Origin of the sequence: Bacillus mobilis (genome assembly GCF_001884045.1) — a bacterium.
Taxonomy (GTDB): domain Bacteria; phylum Bacillota; class Bacilli; order Bacillales; family Bacillaceae_G; genus Bacillus_A; species Bacillus_A mobilis.
In genome coordinates this window covers 1-12,455 of the sequence record NZ_MACF01000095.1, presented here as the reverse complement: position 1 = coordinate 12,455, position 12,455 = coordinate 1, and the positions used below count along the sequence as shown (strand labels likewise).

17 protein-coding genes are annotated in these 12,455 nt (G+C 40.3%); 3 read left to right on the top strand and 14 right to left on the bottom strand.

Going from position 1 to position 12,455, the window contains the following annotated elements:
* Positions 1-6: 6 nt before the first annotated feature.
* A complete protein-coding gene (locus tag BAQ44_RS16745) occupies positions 7-330 on the bottom strand; it encodes an ArsR/SmtB family transcription factor (RefSeq protein ID WP_000098837.1) in 324 nt (107 codons plus the stop codon).
* On the bottom strand, positions 331-762 hold the full coding sequence (locus BAQ44_RS16740; protein ID WP_071722477.1) for an SRPBCC family protein: 432 nt from the start codon (positions 760-762) through the stop codon (positions 331-333). It lies immediately after the preceding gene.
* Between the two features lie 423 nt (positions 763-1,185).
* Between BAQ44_RS16740 and BAQ44_RS16730 the strand changes: the two genes are divergently transcribed.
* Positions 1,186-1,413 carry a DUF3973 domain-containing protein gene (locus BAQ44_RS16730; RefSeq protein ID WP_033659785.1) on the top strand — a complete coding sequence of 76 codons (228 nt, stop codon included), beginning with the start codon at positions 1,186-1,188 and terminating at the stop codon, positions 1,411-1,413.
* Positions 1,414-1,447: 34 nt separating this feature from the next.
* Here BAQ44_RS16730 and BAQ44_RS16725 read toward each other — a convergent pair whose 3' ends face one another.
* Together BAQ44_RS16725 and BAQ44_RS16720 are read right to left on the bottom strand one after the other, a co-directional pair.
* A complete protein-coding gene (locus BAQ44_RS16725; protein WP_071722475.1) occupies positions 1,448-1,630 on the bottom strand; it encodes a sporulation protein Cse60 in 183 nt (60 codons plus the stop codon).
* Position 1,631: 1 nt separating this feature from the next.
* Positions 1,632-1,868, bottom strand: coding sequence for a DUF2553 family protein (locus tag BAQ44_RS16720; protein ID WP_000533797.1), 237 nt, complete (start codon positions 1,866-1,868; stop codon positions 1,632-1,634).
* Between the two features lie 256 nt (positions 1,869-2,124).
* Here BAQ44_RS16720 and BAQ44_RS16715 point away from each other — a divergent pair, with 256 nt between their 5' ends.
* Positions 2,125-2,619 carry a CarD family transcriptional regulator gene (locus BAQ44_RS16715; protein ID WP_001998466.1) on the top strand — a complete coding sequence of 165 codons (495 nt, stop codon included), beginning with the start codon at positions 2,125-2,127 and terminating at the stop codon, positions 2,617-2,619.
* Between the two features lie 73 nt (positions 2,620-2,692).
* Here the strand turns inward: BAQ44_RS16715 and BAQ44_RS16710 are convergent, their stop codons facing one another.
* The 7 genes from BAQ44_RS16710 to moeA all read right to left on the bottom strand — a co-directional run bounded on the left by BAQ44_RS16710 (position 2,693) and on the right by moeA (position 7,370).
* Entirely contained in the window at positions 2,693-3,478 is a 786-nt protein-coding gene (locus tag BAQ44_RS16710; RefSeq protein WP_071722473.1) for a glucose 1-dehydrogenase, read from the bottom strand.
* A gap of 13 nt (positions 3,479-3,491) precedes the next feature.
* Positions 3,492-4,349 (bottom strand): glucose uptake protein GlcU, encoded by an 858-nt coding sequence (gene glcU, locus BAQ44_RS16705; protein ID WP_063262116.1) that lies wholly within the window; start codon positions 4,347-4,349, stop codon positions 3,492-3,494.
* Positions 4,350-4,385: 36 nt separating this feature from the next.
* A complete protein-coding gene (locus BAQ44_RS16700) occupies positions 4,386-4,805 on the bottom strand; it encodes a DUF3888 domain-containing protein (RefSeq protein ID WP_063262117.1) in 420 nt (139 codons plus the stop codon).
* 93 nt (positions 4,806-4,898) lie between these two features.
* The gene (gene moaD, locus BAQ44_RS16695) at positions 4,899-5,132 is read right to left on the bottom strand and encodes a molybdopterin converting factor subunit 1 (protein ID WP_061676801.1); all 234 of its coding nucleotides are present in this window, start codon (positions 5,130-5,132) and stop codon (positions 4,899-4,901) included.
* A 2-nt stretch (positions 5,133-5,134) separates the two neighbouring features.
* Complete coding sequence (gene moaE / locus BAQ44_RS16690; RefSeq protein ID WP_001994514.1) at positions 5,135-5,599, bottom strand: molybdopterin synthase catalytic subunit MoaE; 465 nt, start codon at positions 5,597-5,599, stop codon at positions 5,135-5,137.
* Entirely contained in the window at positions 5,596-6,111 is a 516-nt protein-coding gene (gene mobB / locus BAQ44_RS16685; RefSeq protein ID WP_071722471.1) for a molybdopterin-guanine dinucleotide biosynthesis protein B, read from the bottom strand. The genes moaE and mobB overlap by 4 nt, the downstream gene beginning before the upstream one ends.
* Entirely contained in the window at positions 6,081-7,370 is a 1,290-nt protein-coding gene (gene moeA, locus BAQ44_RS16680) for a molybdopterin molybdotransferase MoeA (RefSeq protein WP_071722468.1), read from the bottom strand. The genes mobB and moeA overlap by 31 nt, the downstream gene beginning before the upstream one ends.
* Positions 7,371-7,453: 83 nt before the next feature.
* Between moeA and moaC the strand changes: the two genes are divergently transcribed.
* The gene (gene moaC / locus BAQ44_RS16675) at positions 7,454-7,939 is read left to right on the top strand and encodes a cyclic pyranopterin monophosphate synthase MoaC (protein WP_063262121.1); all 486 of its coding nucleotides are present in this window, start codon (positions 7,454-7,456) and stop codon (positions 7,937-7,939) included.
* Positions 7,940-7,976: 37 nt separating this feature from the next.
* On the opposite strand, the gene BAQ44_RS16670 is transcribed toward moaC, so the two are convergent.
* From BAQ44_RS16670 to BAQ44_RS16660, 3 genes are all read right to left on the bottom strand, one after another.
* Positions 7,977-8,990: a molybdopterin-synthase adenylyltransferase MoeB gene (locus tag BAQ44_RS16670; protein ID WP_061676797.1), complete on the bottom strand. Its 1,014-nt coding sequence runs from the start codon at positions 8,988-8,990 to the stop codon at positions 7,977-7,979.
* A gap of 16 nt (positions 8,991-9,006) precedes the next feature.
* The gene (gene moaA / locus BAQ44_RS16665) at positions 9,007-10,020 is read right to left on the bottom strand and encodes a GTP 3',8-cyclase MoaA (protein ID WP_071722466.1); all 1,014 of its coding nucleotides are present in this window, start codon (positions 10,018-10,020) and stop codon (positions 9,007-9,009) included.
* Between the two features lie 199 nt (positions 10,021-10,219).
* A partial coding sequence (locus tag BAQ44_RS16660; RefSeq protein WP_071722464.1) for a BclA-related collagen-like exosporium protein occupies positions 10,220-12,455 on the bottom strand: 2,236 nt, incomplete at its 5' end.

Genomic DNA, 12,455 nt, shown 5'->3' with positions numbered 1-12,455 from the left:
CTCTTTTTACTCTTCATTCTCCACAATATGTTTCAGCATGGACAATTTATTATCCCAAAAACGCTCATAATACGAGAGCCATTGTTGTAATTCCTCTAATGGTTCTGGATGCAAGCGATATATCTTCTCTCTTCCGCTCTTTCTTCCGCTTACTAAATTCGCTTCTGAAAGAATATGAAGGTGCTTTACAACCGCAGTACGACTCATCGGAAAATGATCCGTTATTTTGGAAATCGGTAACTCTTTATCACTTAATAACCGTATTACTTCTCGGCGGGTTGGATCAGCAATTGCTTGAAATACATCGTATTTCGCTGCCGATGAGGACACTTAGCCTTCGACAACCTTTTTCAGTTTTTCATTTACAATCGCTACCCAGCCGCCGCTCATTCTTTCGTGAATAATAGAGCTCTTCGCATTTGGTTTTGGAAGGATTTCATCAGAATGTTTCCAGCCGCCGTGAATTAACGTAAATTCTGTTTTATTATCTCCTAGGTCTTTCAAATTAAATGAAACGACCCAGCCATCTGTATCCCATGAGAAAGATAGATGGTTTGGCTCATCGATTTCTAACACTTTACATGGTGATGGTCCAAATGGTGATTGCACATGAAATTCATGTCCTACCTCTAATGCGAAATCATTTGGCATAAACCATGACGCGATTCCATCTGCAGTTGATACTACATTCCATACTTTTTGAATAGACGCGTTGAAAACGATTGTTTGTTTAATATCATTTAATGTATTTTGTTGTTCCATTTTCATTCTCCTTTATTCGGCGTTCAAATATAACACCTTTTGGTTACATTTAGATAATATAACACCTTTTAGTTTCATGTCAACGCTAATTCTTTTTACTGTTGAGAAATTCTCAACATTTTTTCAACAGGACAAACACCCTCTCAGCATTCCTTCATAAGATACTCACAAAGGCAACAAAAAATAAAAACTTCTCTCAACATGAAACTCCATCATTCATCTTGAAAGAAGAGCCTTACGTATATCATGCGTATTTCGTCTCTCCTCCTTCCCTCGGGGACACTACGCGAGATATAAAAAATCAGAAGGAATATGCCCACCATTTGAGTAGGTAGTTATTTCTCTTCTCCTCAACATTTCCTTAGGAGCGAAATGACTACCGACTCACTTTTTTCAAACAAAAATAAAAAGGGGATGAAAGCTATGTTCTATTGCATTAACTGCTCTGATATTCATCACGAAAAACATCCGAATGATAAAGTATTCAAAAACGGTTTTTATATTGATCCATTTTTAGGTGATCGTTATCACCTCGGTATGTGTACAGATGCCCAAAACCATGAGACTGGGGAGCCTCTTTTAACGACAAAGAAATTAGGTACACCCCAATCTATTATGAACGTATTACCGACACACGTTGTCCCAACATAAAGCATAAAAAAGAGCTGGCTCACCCAGCTCTTTTTTATGCTTTATAAACGATCATTGCTGAAAAACAATAAATTTGGTTCTCATCATCGTTAATGGAAACACCAACTTGGTACTTAATATCTACAAATTTATTATCATCAATCTTTTTCAAAAACACATTTACAGCGTCTTCTAAGTCTTTTTCGTGACTTTCATCAAACACTTTCACACGAATCATGTTAACACCATCCTAGATCGCAGCCCTCCGCCGCTTGATTATTGCCACGGTGCGTATCTATGATGCGATAAAATTTTCCGTCTTCATATATATATCCGTCTTCTAACACATATTGTTTACCTTCAGTATAGACATAAAACTTACCTATCATAAATTTACTCGTATATAATTCCAAACAATCTGGTCTAAATTTAGCTACAACTTTATTTGTAATATCAATTTTTATTGTGCGCCCCACCTTCTCTCCCTCCTTTGCAAAGAACGGATTTAGGTATATTGTATTAGCGATTTTACATTTTATGCTTAAAAATAAGTGGATATGCCTTCTTTCTTCACCTGTACTATTTTTCTAAAAAAATCATAGATAAGTAAGAGCAAAAAAATATATAAAAAAAAAGAGTTTTTACTTATTGACTCGGGTATAATTATTATGGTATTATATAAAATTTGACATTTTTATTCACTTATGTTATCATTAAAGATGGTTACCACATATGGAGGTGGATGATTTGTTTCAAATTGGTGATAAAATCGTTTATCCAATGAACGGCGCAGGAGTCATCGAAGCCATTGAAGAGAAAGAAATATTAGGAACAATACGTCAATATTGTGTGATACGTATCATTAGTAAAGATATGCAAGTAATGCTTCCTATGGATCAATTACAAAAATCAGGTATTCGTTATATCGTAGATAAAGGTACGTTAGATGATATACTTCTTGAATTTCAAAACGGGGAATCAGATACATCACTTTCCTGGAAACAAAGATATACAATGAATATGGAAAAAATGAAAAACGGCAATCTGCAAGATAGTGCAGAGGTTGTTCGTGATTTACTTCGCCGCAATAAAGAGAGAGCTTTAAATGCGAGCGAAAAACAAATGCTAGATAATGCCCGAAAAATGATGATTAGCGAAGTTGCACTCGTACAAAATGTTTCTGAACATCAAGCAACAGAATATCTTCAAGATACAATTAATCATTAAATTTAAAATAGCCGACCGCTATTTTTTTTTGCAGAAAAAAGGACAAAGAGCTAAAACTCTTTGTCCTTTTCTATTACCCACGTCCTGCTTGGAACGATGGATATAACGTCATTCCACCATCTGCAAATAACGTAATTCCAGTTACGTAACTTGCCTCTGATGAAGCGAGCCACGTTGCAACAGCTGCAATTTCTTCCGGTTTTCCGATATAACCCATCGGTATCATACTTTCTACGTCAGCACGTTTTTTAGGATCAGCAAACTTCTCTGCATTAATTGGCGTATTTATTGCACCTGGCCCAATATTATTTACTCGAATACCTTTTGGTGCATATTCTAATGCTAACGTTTCTGTCATCAGTTTAATACCACCCTTACTGGCCGCATAATGCACAAATAGCGGCCACGGAATTTTCTCATGAACACTCGACATATTAATGACAGACCCTTTAATATCATGTTCTACAAAATATTTAATCGCTTCACGGCTTCCCAAAAAAGCACCTGTTAAATTTGTATTGATTACTTTATTCCAATCTTCGAGCGGCATTTCATGCGATGGTACCGCATTTTCTATCCCTGCATTATTAATCATAACGTCAAGTGTACCAAACTCTTTCACAGCAGATTGAATGAGATTCACAACATCAGATTCATTCGTGACATCTCCTTTTACAGCAATCGCTTCTCCGCCTACTTTTTTAATTTCTTCTAATACATCATGCGCTTCTGACTCTCGTGAGCGATAGTTAATCACTACTCTTGCTTTCTCCTTAGCAAACCTTACTCCCATCGCTCTTCCAAGACCAGTTGCCGATCCTGTAATAACGACAACTTTCCCTGCTAAATCACTATACATTTCAATGCCCCCTTTAACTTTTTGCAACACCTAACATAATTCCGGCTGCAATAATAAAAACGATACCGGCAACAATCCCCATTAATTGGCGTTTTGTTTTCTTTTCACCTAATATAAGAATCCCGCCAAGCGTTGAAATAATAATTCCCATTTGTGATAGCGAGAAACTTGTTGCCACTCCAACACGCGGCTGTGAAATGAATAAAAACATATTTCCAGCTGCCCAAATTAATCCTGGAATAATATTTCGTATCGCATATTTATTAAATGGATGATGTTTGAACGTAAGCAAAATGCCTCCTAACACCATACCAACTGCTTGTGGCAATAAAGCTGACCAACCATCTACATTAAATAGTCTAATTACTACTACATAAACTAAATAACCGACTGTTGAAATCAATAAAATGATAATACCTCTTTTAAAATTTCCCGCTTGCTCTGCACTCTTTTCTTCCTCACTTTGAAGTGATGTTAAAATAACACCGATAATAATACAAACGAGTGCCAAAACGCCAAGGACGACTGATATTGTCGTGGACCACTCATGAAATACGATGACTCCAAATAAAGTCGTCGCAACTAATTGCAGTCCTGTCGAAATGGGCATTGTTCTCGAAACGCCCATTAAATCAATACTTTTTAATTGATTCGCCTGTCCAAGTGCCCAAAATAAACCTGACACAATCCCAACTCCAATAACAGTAGGAGTTAATACTGGCTTCACAAAAATATAAACAACAATCGAGAAAATAAGTGCGCCAAGCGTCGTACCGAGCGTTTGACTATACGGTCCTCCACCCAGTTTCACGTTAAATAGCACAATACTTCCCCAAAATAGAGCCGGTAAAATCGCTAAAAGTATGTCCATCGCTCATTACCTTTCTTTACTAAATGTCATGGATTATTACTCTGAATCATTAGAGTGAGCTTTTATTTTTTCTTTTTCGCGTTCACAAACCTTTTCTGCAACATCACCAGAAACATTCTTTTCTCGCTCCACCTTCTTTATCTTTACGTGATCTAAATGATCTTCCAAAGTAAGTGTAACTTTATCATTTGGCGGATTATGTGCACCTTGGAATGTGAGAAATTGTAGCGTAATTTCAAATCTAGGAACGAACTCATCTTTCTTGCCAAGACGCTTTATATTTATAACTGAAGCACATTCATATTGATCTTCTGTCACTTGTCTGATAATTGAATAGTACCTATTCGATAATGCACTTTCTAAAAGCTGTTCCCTTGATTCTTTCGCAAAAGAATCACTTGGAGAAGAGAAAAAGACCGAACATATCATTGTAATAACTACACATATTTTTTTCATAATACCCTCCTTTTTCTATAAATTAGTGTTCGCAAAAATGCCATAAAAAAACGACTTCCCCTATGTAGGAAAGTCGTTTTAATAAATCCAATATTAACCACCGCTCACCGGTGGGATAAGTGCAACAATATCACCAGATTGAATCTTGTCATCTTCATTTGCATATTCTTCATTTATTGCAACCATAATTGGTTCTGTCACTGGCACATTATATTCTTTAGCAACAACATCTTTTAACTCTGCAACCGTAATATTTTCTTTCTCTATTTGTAATTCACTTGTTCCTGCTTCCTCTTGCAAGTGCGCAAATAACAATACTCGAATCATACTTATAGCTCCTTCCCAGGCTCTCCCGCCGGATATGGCGTTTTTTCTAATTGATCACCAATCCAAGAGTCTCCATCTTCCCAAAACTCCTTTTTCCAAATCGGAACAATTTGTTTTATGCGTTCCATAATATATTCATTCGCTTCATAAGCCGCTTTACGATGCGGTGTTGAAACAGCAACAACAACCGCGATATCAGAAATTTGCAGTGTACCGATGCGATGTGTAATCGCAACGTGTGTACCTGGCCACTTCTCTTTCACTTCTAAGCCAATTTTCTCTAGCATCTTTTCTGCCATCGTTTTATAAGCGACGTATTCTAAGTATAATGTACGACGCCCTTTCGTAAACTCTCTAACCGTTCCAATAAATGTTGTAACGGCACCGCATTCACGGCGAATTACTTTTTTCGCTACCTCTTCAACCAAGATTTCTGTATCAATTACTTCATAATACGTATTTGTCATTGCGTACTCCTTACCGTTTGTACAAACCAGTCTATATACAACTCTTCTTCTGTTATATGAAATACTTTATATTCTTCTCGTAAGTTTGCGGGAACATCATGCCACGTAATAACCGCTACTATATTTTCTACTTTATGTAAAAGTTCAACGTCTTCGGCAGAACGAAGTAACACTACTTTCGGATAGCTCTCTTTTTTATAGCCCTCTATTAAAATTGTATCCACTTCAAAAAACTCATATAAGCGAATAATTTCTCGCAAGGACCATTCCTCTTTTAATGACGACAGCGAAAGTAATCCCGCACCTTCTACACTACTGACAACAGCACCCGCCTTTCGGTGCCTTTCACTATCTTTTTGCGCTACTTCTGGAAAACCTCCGTGACCGTGATGTTTAATGGTAGCAACTTTCATTTTCCGTTCAGCTAACGCATGCACTATTTTCTCAACAAGCGTTGTTTTCCCGCTATTTTGATACCCTACTATTTGTAAGATTGAAGGGGCTTTGCCCATGGCCAATCACATCCCTCGGCGTGCTCTAACAATAATACCGATACTTTCATTCCTGCCTCAAATCCTCTCGTTCCTCCAGGCAACACAATAAAAGCATTCACATCAGCAAGTGAAGATACCGCACTTGATTTATCTAAACCAACCGGCATCGCTTGTAATGCCCCGTCCACAATTGTCACGTTTGCTCTTACAAAACGAGTAAACGGATTTGGCTTTGGAAAATCTTTTTGTAAAATGGCATCAGCTCTATATACGTGAGGCTCCTTCGCATACAAATATGTTTTTATAACCGGATGCACAAATAGTTCAAAGCCTACATAGCAAGCTGAAGGATTTCCTGATAAACCGAAAAGTAACTTCCCATCAACTTCAGCTACTGTCGTTACACTACCTGGTCTCATCGCTATTTTATTAAAGAGTACATTCGCTTGTAATCTTTCATAAATGGCCGGCAAGTAGTCATAATCTCCTACCGACACACCGCCTGTCGTAATTAAAATATCAACCTCATTCATTGCTGATTGAACGGCTGTAAAACATGAATCTAACTCGTCGGCAAGTTGGCCATAATAACGAACTTTCCCTCCAGCTTTCATAATTTGAGCGGCAATCATATACGAGTTACTATTTCTAATTTTCCCCGGCTGTAACGACTCATGTACTTCTAATAATTCACTTCCTGTCGTCACAATACCAACAACAGGCTGTTTTACAACCTTCACAGTATTATATCCAAACGTCGCTAATAAGGCCGCAACACCTGGATTAATTGCAACACCTTTCTTAACGAGAACTTGATTTTGTTTTATATCTTCCCCTTTAAATGACACGTTGTCACCACTATGAAAAGGACGCTTTAACTTCATATATGCTTTTCCGTTCTTCTCAAAACCTTCTGTCAGCTCTAGCATTACGACTGCATTACAACCCTCTGGAATAGCTGCTCCTGTCATAATACGAACCGCCTGAAATGCCCCTACTGCTCCTGTAAAAACAAATCCCGCCCCAATTTCTCCTATTACTTCAAACTCAATCGAATTCTCTTGATTTGCTTCTTTCGTATCTTCTGCCCGAATTGCGAAACCATCGTAAGGAGAACGATCAAAATGAGGAACGTCATGATCAGAGACAACATCCTCTCCAAGAATTCTCCCGTAACTTTCCGTAATAGAAACTTCTTCTACTTCACCATTCTTCGCATATTCCATTACTCTCTCCACTGCCTCAGCAACTTGAATCGGAATGCGTTTTTCTACCATCGTTTATCACCTCATATTTGCAATTTTTTTTATCTCGATTAAACTTTATATATTAAATAGAAATTACTTCAAGGAGGAATTCCATGTCTTCATTCACACACTTTAATGACCAAGGACGCGCGAAGATGGTTGATATAAGTGACAAAAAAACAACCGTTCGAACTGCAATTGCGTGCTCTAGCATTGTCGTTACAAAAGAAATTTACGATAAAATCTCTCACAATGAAATCGGGAAAGGTGACGTATTAGCAGTTGCACAAATCGCAGGTATTATGGCTGCGAAACGTACTTCTGATATTATCCCAATGTGCCATCCTTTATTATTAAAAGGTGTTGACGTTTCTTTCGATTGGAAACAATCCGAAGAACAATATCGATTACTTATTGAAGTAAAAGTTAAGACAGAAGGTAGCACCGGTGTTGAAATGGAAGCTTTAACAGCAGCTTCCGCTACTGCTCTTACTGTGTACGATATGTGTAAAGCTGTTGATAAAGGTATGATTATTGGCGAAACGTACTTACTTGAAAAAACAGGTGGAAAAAGTGGAGATTATACGAGAAAATCTTAATCTTCTCTCTGTTGAATCTAAAGGGTTTCCTTTAGATTCAACCTATATATCTTGCATATAAACGTTTTGCCACATTGATATCATTCGTTCCATGAATAAATGCCCTGCCATCTGTAAATAAAACAAAACGAAATTCCTCTACCGGAAATGATAATAAATACGGAGTAGCTTTTACATCCACACTTCTTTGTAAGCGCTTTTTAATTTCCTCTAAATTAAATTCATTCCGCGTACCTGGACGGATTTGTACTGTATTTCGACCACATAACACTTCTGTTTTCGTTTGTGCTTCAAATGTTAAACTCGGATATGTACGTAATCTCCCACAAGATAAACACGTGTCTTTTTTCTGCCTATTCACTTTAAATGCCATCTGTTGATTATTCCAAAGATCAAACGATAACATCGTTTCGCGAAGTGCTCCATAGTCTTCTACTAATATTTTCAGCGCTTCCGTTATTTGATGTGCAACTACTAATTGTACTGCCGGTTGTATAATGCCAGCCGTATCACATGTTGCTCCGCTCGCCGGATGCTCCATTAAACAGCGGAAACACGGTGTTTTTCCTGGTAAAATTGTATACGTTACTCCGTAGCTTCCTACACAACCACCATATATCCACGGAATATTATACTTTTGTGAAATATCATTAATAAGAAGACGCGTTTCAAAATTATCTGTCGCATCTAATATTAAATCTACATCATTCACTAGCTCTTCCATTTCTTGCACTGTTACATCTGTCACAACTGGATTTATTTCCACCTCAGAATTAATCGCCTTTAAATGTTCTGCCGCTGCTACCGCCTTCGGTTTATACTGCTTTGCATCTTCTTCTGTATATAATTGTTGCCTTTGTAAATTGCTCCATTCTACATAATCACGATCTGCAATTGTTATTTTTCCAACACCTGCTCTCACAATCGCTTCTGCATTTGCTGCACCAAGAGCTCCAGCCCCAATAATAAGCACATGTTTCTCTCTAATTTTTTTCTGTCCTTCTTCTCCAACACCAGCAAATAATATTTGTCTTGAATATCGCTCCTGCATACGATAGCCCCCTTTCTTATCCTCCTATATAAGACATTTCAATTTTCGGACGATTTTTTGCACTTTCTTCTGTCCGTTCATCCGAATATCTATCTTTTCTATTCATCCATACATCTTGTATAACACTTACTAACTCATCATCCGAAAGATTCCCTCTAAGAAGTTCCCTTATATCCAATCCTTCGGTCGCAAATAAGCAAGTATAAAACTTTCCATCTGCCGAAATTCTCGCTCTCGTACAAGAGGAACAAAACGATTCAGAAACAGAAGTAATAAAACCGACTTCGACATTTGTTCCAACGTAACGATATCGCTTCGCAACTTCACCGAAATAATGCACTTCAGCCGGCTCAAGCGGATACACGCTATGAATCATTTCAATTAATTCTTGCTTTGTAACGACTTGATCAAAGTTCCACCCATTTGTACTACCAACATCCATAAACTCAATAAACCTAAGCGTGATTCCTTGTTCTTTAAAATAGGCAGCCATCGGAAGTACTTGATGGTCGTTCATCCCTTTTTTCACAACCATGTTTACCTTTACATCAAGCCCGGCCTCTTTTGCAGCCATAATTCCCTTTATAACAAGTTTCGTATTAATATTCCGGCCATTAATGACCTTAAATACATCATCATCTATTGCATCTAAACTAACATTTACTCTATGTAATCCAGCTTCTTTTAATACTTTTGCTTGTTTCGTTAAATGAATCGCATTTGTCGTTAACCCTATATCTACTAGCCCGTCAATTTTCACGAGACGTGCAATAAGCTTTGTTAAATCTTTACGAAGCAGCGGCTCGCCACCAGTAAGTCTAATTTTTCGTACACCGATGCTAACAAATAGTTTTGCCAAACGCTCAATTTCATCAAACGTCAATAAAAACTCATCTTTCAAAAAAGCATAATCTGGCCCAAAAACTTCCGCTGGCATACAATATGTACATCTAAAATTGCAACGATCAATGACAGATATACGCAAATCTTGAAGTGGGCGTCCAAAAAAATCTGTAATCATATCCTGCATCGCCACCCTCCCTTTCTGCCAAATTTCTCTCTTTTCATTCTATTATAATATATTTTCGAACTGCGATGTTTTTGCTCAAGTGAATAAAGTAAAACTTTCCTAACCAATTAGACCGCCTACAAATAACGAGATAAAGTGAAATTTTAATCAGTGGGGACAAAAAACCTTGAAGCATAAAAGCTCCAAGGTTCTCTTCTTATTAACTTAATCTAATAATAGTTAAAGTAGCTCCTGGCGTTGTCGTAGATAATGTAGCTATTGCAAGTAATCCAAATAACTGCAAACTAATAGCAGCTCCAGCAGGCAAATTAGCAATTATTGTCGCATTAAATGAACCTGTGGCTACTGCTGGTGAATTAACGGTTCCTGCAAGTTGAACCCCATTTACAGTTATACGTGAACTTACGAGTAAAGCTGCCGTTATATTAATTGTATAAGCTATATAATAGTTCCCGGCATTTGCAACTGTAAATACAGTATTCGTACCATTAACAGTGATTCCTGGACCAATATTTTGATTGTTCGGTAACGGTACATTCGTACCACCTAATAGAACAGAAATAGCAGTTCCTGATGTGTTATTCGCAAATGAGTATGTTGCAGTTGTACTAACCCCGGTCACACCCGTTGCCCCTGTAGCCCCGGTTACTCCCGCTCCAGTTGGACCGGTTGGACCTTGAATTCCTTGTGAACCGGTTGGCCCCGTGTCCCCTGTTGGGCCTTGGGCACCGGTTGGACCCTGGATTCCCTGCGGACCTTGAATTCCTTGGGGACCTGTCGCTCCGGTTGCTCCAGTGGATCCCGTTGGGCCTTGTGGACCTTGAATTCCTTGGGGACCTTGTGCTCCGGTTGCCCCAGTATCCCCTGTTGGGCCTTGTGGACCTTGCAATCCTTGCACGCCTTGTGGACCGGTTGGACCTATGTCACCTTGCACACCTTGAATTCCTGTTGGGCCTTGCGGACCGGTCGGCCCCTGCACTCCTTGTATCCCTTGAATTCCCTGTGGACCTTGTGCTCCAGTGGCTCCGGTTTCTCCTTGTATCCCTTGGGGACCTTGTGCACCTTGAATTCCTTGGGGACCTGTTGGACCTTGTATTCCTTGGGGGCCTTGGATTCCCTGTGGACCTTGATCTCCTGTCGCCCCAGTTACTCCTTGTATCCCTTGAGGCCCTTGCACTCCTTGCGCGCCTGTTGGACCTTGGATCCCTTGCACTCCTTGTATTCCTTGGGGGCCTTGTAAACCCGTAACCCCAGTTGCTCCTGTTTCTCCAGTCGCTCCTGGCACTCCTGTTGAGCCTGTCGCCCCGGTATCTCCAGTTGCTCCTGTCACACCGGTTGCTCCTGTCGGTCCAGGTGGTCCACCGGATGGACCTGTCACTCCAGTCGGACCAGATGGCCCAGTTGGACCACTCGGTCCTGCTGGTCCTCCAGAAGGACCTGTTATCCCGGTTGGACCTGTTACTCCTGTCGGTCCTGTAGTTCCTTCCCCTGTCGCTCCGGTTACACCCGTATCCCCTGTTACTCCTGTTGGACCTTGGATCCCTTGTATTCCCTGCGGTCCTTGCACTCCTTGCGCACCCGTCGGACCTTGGATTCCTTGAATACCTTGCACTCCCTGCGCTCCCATTGGACCTGTTGGACCTATCGCCCCTTGAGTACCTTGCACTCCTTGTGGACCCTCTGGACCTGTTGCCCCTTGAGTACCTTGAACCCCTTGAATTCCAGTTGCTCCTTGTACTCCTGTTGCTCCTGTTACACCTTGTATCCCTTGTATTCCCTGAATTCCTTGCGGGCCTTCTGGTCCTGTCGCTCCTACTGGCCCTTGAATTCCTTGGATTCCTTGTGGGCCCTCTGGACCTGTTGCTCCAGCTGGTCCTGGCACACCTTGGATTCCTTGCGGACCTTGAAGTCCTTCTGGTCCTTCTGGTCCTGTTGGTCCTATATCTCCCATCGGCCCTTGTATTCCTTGCACTCCTTGTGGTCCTGTTTCTCCTGTTGGACCTGGTACCCCTTGTATTCCTTGTGGACCTTGATCACCTGTTGCTCCTGTTACACCTTGAGGTCCAATAGATCCCTGGATACCTTGCGGACCTTGATCTCCAGTTGCACCTGTTATCCCTTGAATCCCCTGAACCCCTTGGATCCCTTGTTCACCAGTTACGCCCGTCGGACCAGGAATACCTTGAATACCTTGAGGACCTTCTGGACCGGTTGGTCCAATCGGCCCTTGAATTCCTTGTATTCCTTGCAAGCCCTGTGCTCCTGTGCTTCCAGTTGGACCTGTAGTTCCCGCTGCTCCAGTTACACCTGTACTTCCTGTTGCCCCTGTAGTTCCCGTTGCTCCCGTCGCTCCTGTACTTCCACTCGGTCCACCACCCGGTCCTGTCGCACCAGTTGGCCCCGTCGGACCAGGAGGTCCTCCTGATGGGCCAGTG